The 16,571-nt window shown below is 60.0% G+C and carries 12 protein-coding genes; 3 read left to right on the top strand and 9 right to left on the bottom strand.

Translation table 11 applies throughout. The features are described 5' to 3' along the window. Nucleotides 1-98 precede the first annotated feature (98 nt). From CAG25_RS20395 to CAG25_RS20365, 6 genes are all read right to left on the bottom strand, one after another. Nucleotides 99-623: a DUF6586 family protein gene (locus CAG25_RS20395; protein WP_085613120.1), complete on the bottom strand. Its 525-nt coding sequence runs from the start codon at nucleotides 621-623 to the stop codon at nucleotides 99-101. Nucleotides 624-797: 174 nt separating this feature from the next. Then, complete coding sequence (gene topA, locus CAG25_RS20390; RefSeq protein WP_085613119.1) at nucleotides 798-3,428, bottom strand: type I DNA topoisomerase; 2,631 nt, start codon at nucleotides 3,426-3,428, stop codon at nucleotides 798-800. 114 nt (nucleotides 3,429-3,542) lie between these two features. After that, nucleotides 3,543-3,779, bottom strand: a complete 237-nt coding sequence (locus CAG25_RS20385) for a DUF1653 domain-containing protein (RefSeq protein WP_007953059.1) — start codon at nucleotides 3,777-3,779, stop codon at nucleotides 3,543-3,545. Nucleotides 3,780-3,877: 98 nt separating this feature from the next. Beyond that, on the bottom strand, nucleotides 3,878-5,053 hold the full coding sequence (gene fadA, locus CAG25_RS20380) for an acetyl-CoA C-acyltransferase FadA (RefSeq protein ID WP_085613118.1): 1,176 nt from the start codon (nucleotides 5,051-5,053) through the stop codon (nucleotides 3,878-3,880). 29 nt (nucleotides 5,054-5,082) lie between these two features. Then, the gene (gene fadB, locus CAG25_RS20375) at nucleotides 5,083-7,230 is read right to left on the bottom strand and encodes a fatty acid oxidation complex subunit alpha FadB (protein WP_085613117.1); all 2,148 of its coding nucleotides are present in this window, start codon (nucleotides 7,228-7,230) and stop codon (nucleotides 5,083-5,085) included. A gap of 539 nt (nucleotides 7,231-7,769) precedes the next feature. Next, on the bottom strand, nucleotides 7,770-8,207 hold the full coding sequence (locus CAG25_RS20365; RefSeq protein ID WP_085613116.1) for a hypothetical protein: 438 nt from the start codon (nucleotides 8,205-8,207) through the stop codon (nucleotides 7,770-7,772). Nucleotides 8,208-8,310: 103 nt separating this feature from the next. On the opposite strand from CAG25_RS20365, the gene CAG25_RS20360 reads away from it, so the two are divergent. After that, nucleotides 8,311-8,748, top strand: a complete 438-nt coding sequence (locus tag CAG25_RS20360) for a universal stress protein (protein WP_011335197.1) — start codon at nucleotides 8,311-8,313, stop codon at nucleotides 8,746-8,748. Nucleotides 8,749-8,823: 75 nt separating this feature from the next. Here CAG25_RS20360 and CAG25_RS20355 read toward each other — a convergent pair whose 3' ends face one another. Next, nucleotides 8,824-10,746 (bottom strand): ATP-binding cassette domain-containing protein, encoded by a 1,923-nt coding sequence (locus CAG25_RS20355; protein WP_011335198.1) that lies wholly within the window; start codon nucleotides 10,744-10,746, stop codon nucleotides 8,824-8,826. Nucleotides 10,747-10,961: 215 nt separating this feature from the next. Here CAG25_RS20355 and CAG25_RS20350 point away from each other — a divergent pair, with 215 nt between their 5' ends. Then, nucleotides 10,962-12,890, top strand: coding sequence for a transglycosylase SLT domain-containing protein (locus tag CAG25_RS20350; protein ID WP_085613115.1), 1,929 nt, complete (start codon nucleotides 10,962-10,964; stop codon nucleotides 12,888-12,890). A 93-nt stretch (nucleotides 12,891-12,983) separates the two neighbouring features. Here the strand turns inward: CAG25_RS20350 and CAG25_RS20345 are convergent, their stop codons facing one another. After that, nucleotides 12,984-14,777 (bottom strand): ABC transporter transmembrane domain-containing protein, encoded by a 1,794-nt coding sequence (locus tag CAG25_RS20345; RefSeq protein ID WP_178076495.1) that lies wholly within the window; start codon nucleotides 14,775-14,777, stop codon nucleotides 12,984-12,986. Nucleotides 14,778-15,036: 259 nt separating this feature from the next. Between CAG25_RS20345 and CAG25_RS20340 the strand changes: the two genes are divergently transcribed. Next, nucleotides 15,037-15,216 (top strand): PA1571 family protein, encoded by a 180-nt coding sequence (locus CAG25_RS20340; RefSeq protein ID WP_085613114.1) that lies wholly within the window; start codon nucleotides 15,037-15,039, stop codon nucleotides 15,214-15,216. 57 nt (nucleotides 15,217-15,273) lie between these two features. Here the strand turns inward: CAG25_RS20340 and pdxB are convergent, their stop codons facing one another. After that, nucleotides 15,274-16,416, bottom strand: a complete 1,143-nt coding sequence (gene pdxB / locus CAG25_RS20335; protein WP_085613113.1) for a 4-phosphoerythronate dehydrogenase PdxB — start codon at nucleotides 16,414-16,416, stop codon at nucleotides 15,274-15,276. Nucleotides 16,417-16,571 lie beyond the last annotated feature (155 nt).

Raw genomic sequence — 16,571 nt, 5'->3', positions numbered from 1 at the left:
TGATCTCCACGAAAGGCAGGGATTATATAGACATCATTCAGGCTTCGCTCGGGATCTTGACCAGCAGCACGCCTCTCGTCGCCGCCAACCCACGCCCCTCAGCACTCGCTCAAGCCTTCACGGAAACGGAGCGCCAGCCCCTTGAGGTTCTGCCGCCAGCTCTCGAGCTCTTCACGGCTCAACTCTTCAACCACCTCTTCTTCATCCAGATTCACTGCCTGAATCAATGGCTGCGTCACATCGCCCTTCGGCTTGTGTGGCACGCGTGGCGGCTGAAACAACGCCGAATGCGCAGCCAGTAACTTAGACAGCCAGGTCTCCGGATTGCCCGCCAGCTCAATCATCTCTGCCAGCTCAGGAATGGCAATCGACTCCAGCACTTCGCGGGTCAGCAGAGTTTCCGCCCGCGACGTATTGGCTTGCGGCAGACGGTAGAAGCCGGCGATTTCATGACACAACCCCAACAACGCACCGTAGAGATGAAACAGTGCGGATTCGCGCCCGGCCTGAATCAGCGCCAGCGAGTTCATCGCCCGCCCCTCTTCGGCCCTGGCCAGCGCTTCCAGCGACAAACCCGCGAAATAGATCTTCTGATTGGTACGGGTATAGAGTTCGTGGGCCATGTCGGCACTCTCCACATCGAAATAATTGCTTCACACAGGCCGGACAGTGTCATGGATCAGCCGATCCAACCGCAAGCATTAAACAAAAAGGCCGCATGAAAACCCGAAGGTTGTCATGCGGCCTTTTGTCGTATTGGGCCGATAACATCAGCCCATCGCAAGGTCGGAGTCAGCTCACGCCTTGGCTTTCGCCGGACGCTTGTCCTCAACCGTCCACTTGCCACCGTCAAAGAACGCTTTCCAGCCAGTCGGCTTGCCGTCGACTTCGGTCTGAACATACTGTTCTTTGGTCTTGCGGCTGTAGCGGATCACGGCTGGCAGACCATCCGGATCCTTCTGCGGCGCTTCGCACAGGAAGTGGTACTTCGGATCGATCTCGTCCTTGTGCGGCAGAATCTCGATCACCAGCGGAGCACGGGTCTCGCGGTTTTTCGGGAACTGACTGGCCGCCAGGAACAGGCCGGACGCTCCGTCACGCAGGATGTAGGTGTCGTTGACCTTCTCGCATTTCAGCTCAGGCATCTTCACCGGATCCATCTTCGGCGGCGCCGCATCACCGCTTTTCAGCAGCTTGCGGGTGTTCTTGCACGTCGGGTTGGTGCAACCGAAGAACTTGCCGAAACGGCCGGTCTTGAGCTGCATCTCGCTGCCGCACTTGTCGCATTCCAGGCTCGGCCCCTCGTAGCCCTTGATGCGGTAGCTACCTTCTTCGATTTCGTAGCCGGCGCAATCCGGGTTGTTACCGCAGATGTGCAGCTTGCGCTTTTCGTCGAGCAGGTAGGCATCCATCGCCGTGCTGCAGATCGGGCAGCGGTGCTTGCCGCGCAATACCAGGGATTCCGACTCACCTTCGTCATCAGCCGCGATTTCGTCGCCCGGCACCAGGTTGACGGTGGCCTTGCAGCGCTCTTTCGGCGGCAGGCTGTAGCCCGAGCAACCAAGGAACACACCAGTCGAGGCAGTACGAATCTGCATCGGACGGCCGCAGGTGGTGCACGGGATATCGGTCATCACCGGCTGGTTGGCACGCATGCCGGCTTCCGGATTCTCCGCCACTTCGAGTTTTTTCTTGAAGTCGCCGTAGAACTCGTCCAGCACGTTTTTCCAGTCGCGTTCACCCTGGGCCACGTCATCGAGATTCTCTTCCATGCCGGCGGTGAAGCCGTAGTCCATGAGATTCGAGAAGCTTTCCGACAGACGCTCGGTAACGATGTCGCCCATCTTTTCCGAATAGAAACGACGGTTGTGCAGGGTCACGTAGCCGCGATCCTGAATGGTCGAGATGATCGCTGCGTAGGTCGAAGGACGACCGATGCCGCGCTTTTCCATTTCCTTCACCAGGCTGGCTTCCGAATAACGGGCCGGCGGCTTGGTGAAGTGCTGGGACGGATCGAGCTTTATAAGCTTCATCACGTCGCCCTGCGCCATATCAGGCAGAACGTCATCGTCGCCAGGCTTGGTGATTTGCGGCAGCACACGGGTGTAACCGTCGAACTTCAGGATGCGGCCCTTGGCGCGCAGCTCGAAGTCGCCGGCAGCGACGCTGACGGTGGTCGACAGGTATTGCGCCGGCAGCATCTGGCAAGCCAGGAACTGGCGCCAGATCAGCTCATAGAGGCGCTCAGCGTCACGCTCCATGCCGGCCAGCTTGCTTGGCGTGGTGTTGGCGTCGGAAGGACGAATCGCTTCGTGAGCCTCTTGTGCGCCTTCCTTGCTGCTGTAGACATTCGGCGACTCCGGCAGGTATTTCTTGCCGAACTCGGTTTCGATGTAATCGCGCGCCATCGCCACGGCATCAGCCGAGAGGTTGGTCGAGTCGGTACGCATATAAGTGATGTAGCCGGCTTCGTACAGACGCTGGGCCATCATCATGGTTTTCTTCACACCGAAGCCCAGGCGGTTGCTCGCGGCCTGTTGCAGTGTGGAGGTGATGAACGGTGCCGACGGCTTGCTGCTGGTCGGCTTGTCTTCACGCTTGACGATGCTGTAGCTGGAGGACTTGAGCTTCTCCAGCGCTGCCGTCGCTTGGGCTTCGTTCAGCGGCTTGAAGGCTTCGCCTTTCTCGCGAGCCACTTCGAAACGCACGGTCGAGCCTTTGGCGGTGCCGAGATCGGCATGCACTTCCCAGTACTCTTCCGGGTTGAACGCGCGGATTTCACGTTCACGCTCGACCACCAGTTTCACGGCAACCGATTGCACGCGACCGGCGGACAGACCACGGGCGATCTTCGCCCACAGCAGCGGCGAGACCATGTAGCCGACGACGCGGTCGAGGAAACGACGGGCCTGCTGCGCGTTCACTCGATCGATGTCGAGTTCGCCCGGCTCCGAGAAGGCTTCCTGAATCGCCTTCTTGGTGATTTCGTTGAACACCACGCGCTTGTAGCGGCTGTCGTCACCACCGATGGCTTCGCGCAGGTGCCAGGCAATGGCTTCCCCCTCGCGGTCCAAGTCGGTTGCGAGATAGATGGTGTCAGCATCCTTGGCGAGCCGGCGCAGCTCTTCGATGACCTTTTCCTTGCCCGGGAGGATCTCGTACTTGGCTTTCCAGCCGTGTTCAGGATCGACTCCCATACGCGAGACCAGCTGCTTGCGCGCCTTCTCTTTCGGCGACAGCGCTGGCGCTTCGCCCGCAGCAGCCTTGCCGCGCTTGGCGGCTGGCTCCTTGCTGGCGCTAGCCGAACCGCTGGTGGGCAGGTCTCGGATATGGCCGATACTCGACTTCACCACGTATTGGTTGCCCAGATACTTGTTGATGGTCTTGGCCTTAGCCGGGGATTCCACAATGACCAGCGATTTGCCCATGGATCAGAAAATTCCTGAATTCTAGAAGTGAAAGGCGGTTGGCGCCTGACGCGGCACCGCTATATATAGTGGCTACAAGGTGAGGTCAAGCGCAGGGTTTTGCGCGCACTCGCCTTACGGCTTCGAAAAAAGGCTCGGTTCGGCTTGCACCAAAGCAAAGCGTGGGACCTGCTCGCCGTCAACCTCGACGGACTCCAGGAACATGCTCAAGGGACGTACCCAAAAGCCGTAATCGCCATACAGGGCTTGGTAAAAGACTACTTCTTCTTCGGTCTCGGAATGCCGCGCGACACTGAATACGCGGTACTGCGGACCTTTGTAATGTTGGTAGAGCCCAGGTTGTATCGGCATGCTTTGGCCCTCACTCAAATATTTTCAAAATAAAAACAAAATAAATCCGCAAAAACAAAAACCGGGGCACTTGGCCCCGGCTTCCATCGACGAGACGCTTAAACGCGTTCGAAGACGGTGGAGATGCCTTGGCCGAGGCCAATGCACATGGTGGCCACCCCGAAGGTGCCGCCATTCTGCTTCATCACGTTCAGCAACGTGCCGGAAATACGGGCACCGGAGCAACCGAACGGGTGACCCAGGGCGATCGCGCCGCCGTGCAGGTTAACCTTCTCATTCATCTTGTCGAGCACTTTCAGGTCTTTCAGCACTGGCAGGGCCTGTGCGGCGAACGCTTCGTTGAGCTCGAAGAAGTCGATATCGTTGATACCCAGGCCAGCACGTTTCAGTGCTTTCTGAGTAGCCGGTACCGGACCATAGCCCATGATGGCCGGGTCCACACCCGCTACCGCCATCGAGCGAATCACCGCCATAGGCTGGATGCCCAGGTCCTGTGCGCGCTGTGCCGACATCACGATCATGCACGAAGCACCATCGGTGATCTGCGACGAAGTACCGGCCGTCACGGTGCCGCCCTTTGGATTGAACGCCGGCTTCAGAGCCGCCAGACTTTCCAGGGTGGTTTCCGGACGAATGGTTTCGTCGTAGTCGAAGGTTTTCAGGAAACCGTTCTCGTCGTAACCCTGCATCGGGATGATTTCGTCCTTGAACTTGCCTTCCACAGTCGCCTTGTGGGCCAACTGGTGGGAACGCACGCCAAAGGCGTCCTGCTGTTCGCGAGTGATGCCGTGCATTTTGCCCAGCATTTCAGCGGTCAGGCCCATCATGCCCGAGGCTTTCGCCGCGTACAGGGACATGTGCGGGTTCGGATCGACACCGTGCATCATGCTCACGTGACCCATATGCTCGACGCCGCCAACCACGAACACGTCACCGTTGCCGGTCATGATCGCTTGCGCCGCGGTGTGCAGCGCGCTCATCGACGAGCCGCACAGACGGCTGACGGTCTGGCCGGCCGAAGTGTGCGGGATCTGGGTCATCAGCGACGCCATGCGCGCGATGTTCCAGCCCTGCTCCAGGGTCTGGTTGACGCAGCCCCAGATCACGTCCTCGACTTCGGCAGGATCGACCTTGGTGTTGCGTTCCAGCAATTTGCTGATCAGGTGCGCCGACATGTCTTCGGCGCGGGTGTTGCGGTGCATGCCGCCCTTGGAGCGGCCCATCGGAGTACGACCGAAGTCGACAATCACGACGTCTCTAGGATTCAAGCTCATAAGTTCACTCTCACTCTAGTTGGGGGCGCTTAACCGAAGAAGCTCTGGCCGTTCTTGGCCATTTCGCGCAGCTTCGCGGTCGGGTGGTACAGCGCGCCCAAATCAGCGTACTGGTCGGCCAGGGCAACGAACTCGGCAACACCGATCGAGTCGATGTAGCGCAGCGCACCGCCACGGAATGGAGGGAAACCAATACCGTAGACCAGACCCATGTCGGCTTCGGCGGCGGTTTCGACGATGCCGTCTTCCAGGCAACGCACGGTTTCCAGGCACAGCGGGATCATCATCCAGTTGATGATGTCTTCGTCAGTGACTTCGCGCTGCTCGTAGACGATCGGCTTGAGCACTTCCAGTACCGACGGATCGGCGACTTTCTTCTGCTTGCCTTTCTTGTCGGCCTCGTAGGCATAGAAGCCCTTGCCGTTCTTCTGACCCAGACGTTTGGATTCGTAAAGCACGTCGATGGCCGAACGACGGTCGTCCTTCATGCGATCCGGGAAGCCTTCGGCCATCACGTCACGACCGTGGTGACCGGTGTCGATACCGACCACGTCCATCAGGTACGCTGGGCCCATCGGCCAGCCGAATTTTTCCATGATCTTGTCGATACGGACGAAGTCCACACCGGCGCTGACCAGCTTGGCGAAACCGCCGAAGTACGGGAACAGTACGCGGTTGACCAGGAAGCCCGGGCAGTCGTTGACGACGATCGGGTTCTTGCCCATTTTCTTGGCGTAGGCAACGGTGGTGGCGATGGCCTGCTCGCTGGATTTCTCGCCGCGGATTACTTCCACCAGCGGCATCATGTGCACCGGGTTGAAGAAGTGCATGCCGACGAAGTTTTCCGGACGCTTGAGGGCCTTGGCCAGCAGGCTGATGGAAATGGTCGAGGTGTTGGACGCGAGGATGGTGTCCTCTTTGACCTTGTCTTCGACTTCCGCCAGAACGGCTTGCTTGACCTTCGGGTTCTCGACCACGGCTTCAACGACCAGGTCAACGTGACCGAAATCGCCGTAAGACAGCGTAGGACGAATGCCGTTGAGCACTTCAGCCATTTTCGCGGCGGTCATGCGGCCCTTGTCAACGCGACCGACCAGCAGCTTGGCGGCTTCAGCCAGACCTTGCTCGATGCCGTGCTCGTTGATGTCCTTCATCAGGATCGGCGTACCTTTGGAAGCCGACTGATAGGCGATACCGCCACCCATGATGCCAGCGCCCAGTACGGCAGCCTGCTTCACGTCCTTGGCGATTTCGTCGTAGGCCTTGGCCTTTTTCTTCAGTTCCTGATCGTTCAGGAACAGACCGATCAAGCTCTGCGCGGCAGAGGTCTTGGCCAGTTTCACGAAACCTGCCGCTTCGACTTCCAGCGCCTTGTCACGACCGAAATTCGCGGCTTTCTGGATGGTCTTGATCGCTTCGACCGGGGCCGGATAGTTCGGGCCAGCCTGGCCAGCCACAAAACCTTTGGCGGTTTCGAAAGCCATCATTTGTTCAATGGCGTTCAGCTTGAGCTTTTCCAGCTTAGGCTGACGCTTGGCCTTGTAGTCGAACTCGCCGGAGACGGCGCGCTTGATCAGCTCAAGGGCGGCATCCTGCAGCTTTTCAGGGGCAACCACGGCATCGACGGCGCCGACTTTCAGCGCGTCTTCAGGACGGTTTTCCTTGCCGGCGGCAATCCACTCGATGGCGTTGTCGGCACCGATCAGGCGCGGCAGACGCACGGTGCCGCCGAAGCCAGGGTAGATGCCCAGTTTGACTTCCGGCAGACCGATCTTGGCCTTGGTCGACATGACGCGGTAGTCCGCTGCCAGGCACATTTCCAGCCCCCCACCCAAAGCGATGCCATTGATCGCGGCGACGGTCGGAACGTTGAGGTCTTCGAAATCGCTGAAGATCTTGTTGGCTTCGAGATTGCCAGCAACCAGCTCGGCATCCGGCAGCTTGAAGTTGTCGACAAATTCGGTGATGTCGGCGCCGACGATGAACACGTCCTTGCCACTGCTGACGATCACGCCCTTGATCGAAGCATCTGCCTTGATGGTGTCTACGGCCTGACGCAGTTCGTTCAGGGTAAGACGGTTGAACTTGTTGACGGACTCACCCTTGAGGTCGAATTTCAATTCGACGATGCCACTTTCAAGAGCTTTAACCGTGATGGCTTTACCTTCGTAAATCATCAACTGATCTCCACGATATGGAAGCTGAACAGTACACGTCGGACGCAGGCGAATGGCTCGGCAGGACGCTTTTTCGTCGATGCTGACACCCATCCACCCGGCACACCCGCCAACGCGATAGTCGGGATTCTGTAGGAGCAGTCTGCAATACAAACGCTCAATTCATACGCCCGTTTGATTTGGGTACGCCACCTTCACGGAATTTCCGACAATTGTCAATCGCCCAAAATACGGGTTGAAATGCGACTTTGCGGTCATTTCTGTAGGACGCAGCCCGGCCACACACGCTTGCATGTGGGGGCATTCATAAGATTAATAGTTAGAAAAGTCGCCCTAATTCACGGCACGCCTTGTTTAACAGGCTACGCTGGCTGGACTACGAAGGAAAACAGGCGCACGTTTGTTGACCGGATCACCCGATTCAGCGCCAAAAAGACTTTCCGGCCTGCCTGGCCAACCCCGCCCGATGAATCATGTCGGGCTTTTTATTGCGCGTCTGCCAGACGTTTCGCACCGTTGCAGCGCGAAAAATCCGCAAGTCATGCCAGCGCTTTCAGCGTGGCATCAATGTCCAGCAAAACCGACGCATCCCCCTTCTCGCCCCAATAAAGGGCGATCATCTGCTTGTCGGCCTCGACCTTGAAAACGTTGCCCGGCAATTTTTCGAAATGATTGAGCAACAGCGGATCGTCACAGACTTCCTGCCACTGATTCACCCAAACACCCGGGGATTTCTGCCAATACGTCCAGCACGCCGGCTGTTTGCCACGGCGTGGCCGATGGTATTGCGCACACGGGCTAGGCGGCTCCTGAGACATCCAGTGCGGCCATTCCTGAGGCGCCAGCTGCATGGCCAGCCCGATGCGCCGGGCCTCCGTGCGCAGGGCTATCCGGCCACTCTGAGCACGGGACGGACGCAACCATGCCAACGGACTCAACACCACCAGCAGGATTGACACCACCAGCCAGACCGTCATATCTCTACTCCCGAATCCTGATGAGCCCATTGCGTCACTTTGGAACCAATGCGCTTGAAACCAGCCATACTTACCAATATTGATCCCTCACGAGGAGCACCTCATGCCCTACCACCATATCCTGGTCGCCGTAGATCTGACCGAAGAGTGCGACCCTGTGATCCACCGCGCCCGAGAGCTGTCGGTGAGCAATGGCGCCAAGCTGTCGCTGGTGCATATCGTCGAACCGATGGCCATGGCCTTCGGCGGTGACGTGCCGATGGATCTGTCACAACTGCAACAACAGCAGTTCGACCAGGCCAAGGAACGACTCGAACGCCTGAAGCACAAGTACACCGAGCTCGAAGGCGCCAACTGCCACCTGACCTATGGCCAGCCACGTCAGGAAATCCACCATTTTGCCAAGGAACAGCAGTGCGACCTGATCGTGGTCGGCAGCCACGGCCGGCATGGTCTCGCATTGTTGCTGGGCTCGACCGCCAATGACGTGCTGCACGGCGCACCATGCGATGTGCTGGCGGTGCACCTGGTCAAACGCTGATACCAGTCACTTATGAAAAGCTGAAAAGCCCGGCGCCCATCACTGGACGCCGGGCTTTTTCATGCCTGGAATCAATCAGGCGTCGAGCTCGGCCCAGCGCTCCACCAGCGCATCCAGCTCAGCCTGCAACTGCTCCAGAGAAGCAATCACCTTGGCCGTCTCGGCCGGCGGACGCTGATAGAAACCAGCCTCAGCCATTTCAGCCTCGACAGCAGCAATCTGCTGCTCCTTGGCATCGATGTCGCCCGGCAGCGCTTCCAGCTCGCGCTGAAGCTTGTAGCTCAGCTTCTTTTTCGCAGCCGGGGCCGCAGCAACCGGTGCGGCAACCGGAGCCGGTTCGGCAGTGACCACCGCCGAGTTCAGGTCAGCCTTGCCGGATTTGCTTTCCGTCACGCCCAGCAGACGCGGCGAGCCGCCCTGGCGGATCCAGTCCTGATAGCCGCCGACGTATTCGCGAACCTTGCCTTCACCTTCGAAGACCAGCGTGCTGGTGACCACGTTGTCGAGGAATGCCCGGTCGTGACTGACCATCAGCACAGTGCCGTTGAAGGTCAGCAGCACTTCTTCGAGCAGCTCGAGGGTTTCCACGTCGAGGTCGTTGGTCGGTTCGTCGAGTACCAGCAGGTTCGCCGGCTTGCTGAACAGTTTGGCCAGCAGCAGACGCGCACGCTCGCCACCGGACAACGCCTTCACCGGCGTGCGGGCACGCTGCGGGCTGAACAGGAAGTCGCCGAGGTAGCTCAGCACGTGGCGGCTCTGGCCGTCGATATCGATGAAGTCGCGACCTTCGGCGACGTTATCGATCACGGTTTTTTCCAGATCCAGCTGATGACGCAACTGGTCGAAGTAGGCCACGTCGATCTTGGTGCCCTCTTCCACTTTGCCGCTGGTCGGTTGCAGACCGCTGAGCATCAGTTTCAGCAGGGTAGTCTTGCCGGTACCGTTGGCGCCGAGCAGGCCGATCCGGTCGCCGCGTTGCAGCACCATGGAAAAATCACGGATCAGGAACGGACCGCCCGGATGCGCGAAGCTCACGTTATCCAGCACCATTACCTGCTTGCCGGACTTCTCCGCTGTTTCCAGCTGGATGTTGGCCTTGCCGGTGCGCTCGCGACGCTCGCTGCGCTCCACGCGCAGGGCTTTCAGCGCACGTACGCGGCCTTCGTTACGGGTACGACGAGCCTTGATGCCCTGGCGAATCCACACTTCTTCCTGGGCCAGACGCTTGTCGAACAGCGCGTTGGCGGTTTCTTCGGCGGCCAGCGCGGCTTCTTTATGGACGAGGAAACTGGCGTAGTCGCCGTTCCAGTCGATCAGGCCACCGCGATCCAGTTCGAGGATGCGGGTGGCAAGGTTTTGCAGGAAAGAACGGTCGTGCGTGATGAACAGCACGGCGCCCTGGAAATCCTTCAGCGCTTCTTCAAGCCAGGCAATCGCACCGATGTCCAGGTGGTTGGTCGGTTCGTCGAGCAGCAGCAGATCCGGTTCGGACACCAGCGCCTGCGCCAGCAACACACGACGACGCCAGCCGCCGGACAGTTCGGCGAGGGTCTTGTCGGCCGGCAGTTGCAGGCGGCTCAGGGTGCTGTCGACCAGGGTCTGCAAGCGCCAGCCATCGCGGGCTTCGAGGTCGTGCTGGACGTGCATCAGCTTGTCCAGATCGGCATCGGTGACGATGTTCTGGCTCAGGTGATGGTATTCGGCGAGCAAGGCGCCAACGCCGTCGAGACCTTCGGCGACCACGTCGAACACAGTCCGCTCGTCGGCCACCGGCAATTCCTGCGGCAATTCACCGATTTTCAGACCGGGGGCACGCCACACCGAGCCGTCATCAGGCTTCTGGTCGCCCTTGACCAGTTTCATCATGCTGGATTTGCCAGTGCCGTTGCGGCCGATGATGCACACCCGCTCACCACGGGCGATCTGCCAGGACACCTTGTCCAACAACGGCATCGCGCCGAATGCAAGGGACACATCGCTGAATTTGAGCAGGGTCATGAGCTTCTCCAAAAACCGGGCGCGCATTCTACCTGAATCGGGGCCCGAGCAGGCCGGCAATTTCGCCGCTGACGCACTCTGCACAACAATTGTTGCGAACTTGTGCTGCAAGGCCGGCAAAGCTTTCGCCGCCTGCTGGCAAAAGGCTAAGCTACAGACAATTCAGTGCCGGTTTTGGGCCGGCACTTGTCATGATTTCTCTGCCCGGATGTCTCATGCGCAGTCGCCTCTTCAGTGTTTTTTCATGTTTGCTGCTTTCCGCCGCTGCCGTTCAATCCGCCCAGGCGGTGGACCTGTCCACCCAACGCCAGTATTACGATGAAGCCAAGCGCGCCCTGGCCAAGGGCGACACTGGCCCGTATTTCCGTTACAGCCAGGCTCTAGCTGATTATCCGCTGGAGCCATACCTGGCTTACGACGAGCTGACCGCCCGCCTGAAAACCGCCAGCAACGCGGAGATCGAAAAATTCCTCGCCGAACACGGTGACCTGCCCCAGGCCAACTGGATGAAGTTGCGCTGGCTGCGCTGGCTGGCCGATCGCGGCGACTGGGCGACGTTCGTCAAGTATTACGACCCGAAACTGAATTTCACCGAACTGGACTGCCTCAACGCGCAGTACCAGATCAGCCACAACAAGAAGGCCGAGGGCTACGCCAACGCCGAGAAACTGTGGCTGACCGGTAAATCCCAGCCCGCCGCCTGCGATGCGCTGTTCGGCATGTGGGCCGCCGAAGGTCAGTTGACCGAACAGAAACGCTGGGAACGCGCCAAACTCGCCGCCCAGCACCGCAACTATCCACTGGCCAACAGCCTGGTCAACGGCCTGACCACCCTCGCCCCACGCGGCCGCCTGCTGGTGGACGTGGCGCAGAAACCGGAATTGCTCAACCAGCCGTCGCGCTTCACGCCGGCCGATGAACCGATGTCGGACGTGGTCAGCCTCGGTCTGCGCCGCCTCGCGCGCCAGGATCCGGACAAGGCCATGGCCCTGCTCGACGGTTATGCCAGCAGCATGCATTTCTCCCGGGATGAAAAAGTCGCGATCGCCCGGGAAATCGGCCTGACGCTGGCCCGCCGCTTCGACAGCCGCGCGCTGGACGTGATGACCAAATACGATCCGGAACTGCGCGACAACACCGTGTCCGAATGGCGCCTGCGTCTGTTGTTGCGTCTGGCGCGCTGGGATGACGCCTACCAACTGACCCGCCGTTTGCCACAGGACCTGGCCACCACCAACCGCTGGCGCTACTGGCAGGCCCGCAGCCTGGAACTGGCGCAACCGCAGAACCCGGAAGCGCAGACGCTGTACAAGAATCTGTCGCGGGAGCGTGATTTCTACGGCTTCCTCGCCGCCGACCGCTCGCAGTCGCCTTACTCGCTGAACAACAAGCCGCTGGTGCTCAGTCAGGCGCTGATCAACAAGGTGCGCAACACCCCTGGCGTGCGTCGTGCGCTGGAGTTCCACGCCCGTGGGCAGATCGTCGACGGTCGCCGCGAGTGGTATCACGTCAGCCGGCATTTCAGCCGCGACGAAATGGTCGCTCAGGCAAAACTGGCCTACGACCTGAAATGGTATTTCCCGGCCATCCGCACCATCAGTCAGGCGCAGTACTGGGATGATCTGGATATCCGTTTCCCGATGGCCCACCGCGACACCCTGGTGCGCGAAGCCAAGGTGCGCGGCCTGCATTCGAGCTGGGTGTTCGCCATCACCCGTCAGGAAAGTGCGTTCATGGACGACGCCCGCTCCAGCGTCGGCGCCAGCGGCCTGATGCAACTGATGCCCGGCACCGCCAAGGAAACCGCGCGCAAGTTCAGCATTCCGTTGGCCTCGCCGCAGCAAGTGCTGGATCCGGATAAAAACATCCAGCTCGGCGCCGCCTATCTGAGCCAGGTGCACAGCCAGTTCAACGGCAACCGCGTACTCGCCTCCGCCGCCTACAACGCCGGCCCCGGCCGCGTGCGCCAATGGCTGCGCGGCGCAGACCACCTGAGCTTCGACGTGTGGGTGGAAAGCATCCCGTTCGACGAAACCCGCCAGTACGTACAGAATGTGTTGTCCTATTCGGTGATCTACGGCCAGAAACTCAACTCGCCACAGCCGCTGGTGGACTGGCATGAGCGGTATTTCGACGATCAGTGATCGGGGCGCGTATTGCCGATAGATCGACGTGAACAAAAATGCCTGCATCGAGAGATGCGGGCATTTTTTATGGCGTTCTACTGGGTCGGTTACTTAGTCGGTTACAGGGTCGGTCGAAGCTTGATGACCATCACTGAACTGCAACGCCGCCAACCGCGCATACAGCGGATTACTGGCAATCAACTCCTGATGTGTGCCGATCGCCACCAGTTTGCCCTGATCCATCACCGCGATCCGGTCGGCGTTTTTCACCGTGGCCAACCGGTGGGCGATGACCAGCGTGGTGCGGTTTTGCATCAGGCTCGGCAGCGCTTGCTGGATCAGGTGTTCGCTTTGGGCGTCAAGGGCGCTGGTGGCTTCGTCGAGCAGCAGGATCGGCGCGTCGACCAGCAACGCCCGGGCAATGGCCAGGCGCTGGCGTTGTCCGCCTGACAGACCGAGGCCACCGTCGCCCAGATGGGTCTGGTAGCCGTCGGGCATCTGTTCGATGAAGTCGTGGGCGTGGGCGATTTTCGCGGCTTCCCGCACCTGCTCCAGCGTGGCGGTGGGGCAGCCGTAGCGAATGTTCTCTTCGACGCTGCCGAAGAACAGCGCCGGGGTTTGCGAGACCAGCGCGAAGCAGCGACGCAAGTCCAGCGGATCAAGGCTCGTCAGCGGCACGCCATCGATCAGGATCCGCCCTTCCCGGGGATCGTAGAAACGCAGCAGCAAGTCATACACCGTGGACTTGCCCGCGCCGGACGGTCCTACAAGCGCGAGGGTTTCTCCGGCGTTGATCGTCAGACTCAAGCCATCGACGGCAAGACTTTCGGGACGCGAAGGGTAGGAAAAACGCACATCCTGTAATTCCAGTTCGCCTTTGACTCGCTCCGGCAGCGTCACCAATCCCGCGGTCGGTGGCTGAATGATGTTCTCCGAACGCAGCAATTCGGCGATGCGCTCGGCGGCGCCGGCTGCTCGCTGCAACTCGCCAATCACTTCGCTCAACGTGCCAAACGCACTGCCAACAATCAGGCTGTAAAACACGAACGCCGCCAGTTCACCCGCCGAAATCCGCCCCGCGATCACGTCCATGCCGCCGACCCACAACATCACCGCGACGGCGCCGAGCACCAGCACGATCACCAGCGTGATCAGCCAGGCCCGCTGGAAAATCCGTTTGCGCGCGGTCTCGAACGCCTGCTCGACGGTGCTGGCGAACCGCTGTTCGTCCTGCACCTGATGGTTGTAGGCCTGCACGGTTTTGATCTGGCCGAGGGTTTCCGACACATAACTGCCAATGTCGGCAATCCGGTCCTGACTCAGCCGGGAGAGGTTGCGCACGCGACGGCCGAAAATCAGGATCGGCGCAATCACCAGCGGCAGCGCGATCACTACGATGCTGGTGAGCTTTGGGTTGGTGATGAACAGCAACACGACACCGCCAATGACCATCAGCAGATTACGCAGGAACAGCGACAGCGACGAGCCGATCACCGATTGCAGCAACGTGGTGTCAGCGGTCAGACGCGACTGGATTTCCGAGCTGCGGTTGTCTTCGTAGAACCCGGGATGCAGGTACACCAGATGGTTGAACACCTGCCGGCGAATGTCTGCCACCACGCGCTCACCGATCCACGACACCAGGTAAAACCGCGCAAAGGTGCCGACCGCCAGGCCGAACACCAACAGCATGAACAGGCCGATGGATTGGTTGAGCAAGTGCGGCGACTGGGTCATGAAGCCTTGATCGACCAGCAGCTTGATGCCCTGCCCCATCGACAGGGTGATGCCCGCCGTGACGATCAGCGCCAGCAGTGCGCCGAAGGCCGGCCAGCGATAGGGAGCAAGGAAATGACTGGTCAGGCGCAAGGCCCGGCGGTGGCGCGAGGAAAGCATCGAGATCATTCAGGTTCACGTCGTGTGCTGATGGATAGGGCCAGCCTACAGAGTCAAATGGGGTGGAACTCTGCAAATCACAATGAGTCAGGTTAATTATGACCGGCAAGACTACCCCCTAGACGCTATTGGTCTAAGGTCCGGGTTGAGACAGACGGTCATTTCTGTTTGAGTGGAGATGCCGTTCCGGACCGACCGCAGGGAGTTGTCACAGCCTGGTCACCTGACGGTTTTAACCTAGGCACACAACCTGATGAGGAGACAGGCCATGTCCTTGCAAAACAGCAGCGATGACAAGATTGAAGTGATCCGCACCAAGCCCGGCCAACCTCTGGGTTGCTCGATCATCGACGAAAACGGGCGTGAAATCGAGATCACTGAAGACATGATCCAGGACGCCTGCCGCGAACTGGAGCAGCGATTGGTCAAGCCTGCCGAACAAAAGTGATATCGCCACCGTCTTCCTGACCCGGCCCTTGCAGGCCGGGTTTTTTCTGCCCGCTGTTTATACGGCCACAGCGCCCAGCGCGGTCACGATCTGGCGCAGGGACGGCGAATCACCGTCGATCCGCACCTTCAAACCTTCGATCTCGCGTCGCGATGGATACTGTTTGCGCAGCAGATCAAACGCGGCACGTTGCTCACCGACACTGCCCAGCAGCGTGCGACGGAAATCCGCGTCGTCCCGGCGCGGGTCATACACGCCACGGCACAACATCGCCAGCGCCCAAGCCGGATCGCTGTCGGCATGCAGGGAAACCTCCGACAGCCACGGCGCCGGCAGCAGATCACCGAGCTGAATGCTGGCCGGCTCACCGATAAATTCGCAGTACGCCTGATAGATCTGCGCCGTACCGCGCTGTTTGCCGTCGAGGCTGTAACCGGCGATGTGCGGCGTCGCCAGCACGCAGAGCTCGGCCAGCGCCACATCGACTTGCGGTTCGGCCTCCCAGACATCGAGCACTGCTTGCAGGTCTTCTCGCTCCAGCAGCACCTCGCGCAACGCGGTGTTATCCACTACCGGACCACGAGCTGCGTTGATCAGCCAGGCACCGGGCTTGAGCTGCTGCAAACGCTGCTCGTCGAACAGATGCCAGGTCGCACCGTCACCGCTGCGGGTCAGCGGGGTATGCAGGCTGATCACATCGCACTGCGCGATGATCTGCTCCAGGCTGACATAGTCGCCGCCCTCGGCCGCCTGACGTGGCGGGTCGCAGACTTTCACGTTCCAGCCCAAGCCTTTCAGGACCTTGATCAGGCGACCGCCGACTTCACCGGCACCGATCACACCGTAAGTACGTTCACGCAAATCGACGCCTTCAATTTCCGCCAGGGTCATCAGGCTGCCCAGCACGTAATCGACCACGCCCCGGGCATTGCAACCGGGCGCGCTGGACCAGGTGATGCCGGCCTCGTTGAAGTAATCGAGATCCAGATGATCGGTGCCGATCGTGCAGGTGCCGACAAAACGCACCTTGCTGCCTTCCAGCAATGCGCGATTGACGTGGGTCACCGAGCGCACCAGCAGCACGTCGGCGTGTTCGACCGTGGCCCGGTCGATGGAACGACCCGAAACCCGGCGGATCTCGCCGAAACCGGCAAAAAAGGCATCGAGCAGCGGGATATTTTCGTCGGCAACAATCAACATGGCGGGGCTCCTTGGGCGGATCGGCAGTGTAGGCGCTGGGACTGCGATGAGCCAGCAGGCTGTGATTTCTTGATGAGGCGCCGCGATTACAAATACGCAACAGAGGATTTTTCCTGACCGTTACGTCAGCGGCGTAGAATGCCCGGCCTTGCGCA

The sequence above is a fragment of the Pseudomonas sp. B16(2017) genome (assembly GCF_002113205.1).
In the GTDB taxonomy this organism is placed as follows: domain Bacteria; phylum Pseudomonadota; class Gammaproteobacteria; order Pseudomonadales; family Pseudomonadaceae; genus Aquipseudomonas; species Aquipseudomonas pharyngis.
This window is presented reverse-complemented; position numbering and strand designations above follow the sequence as displayed.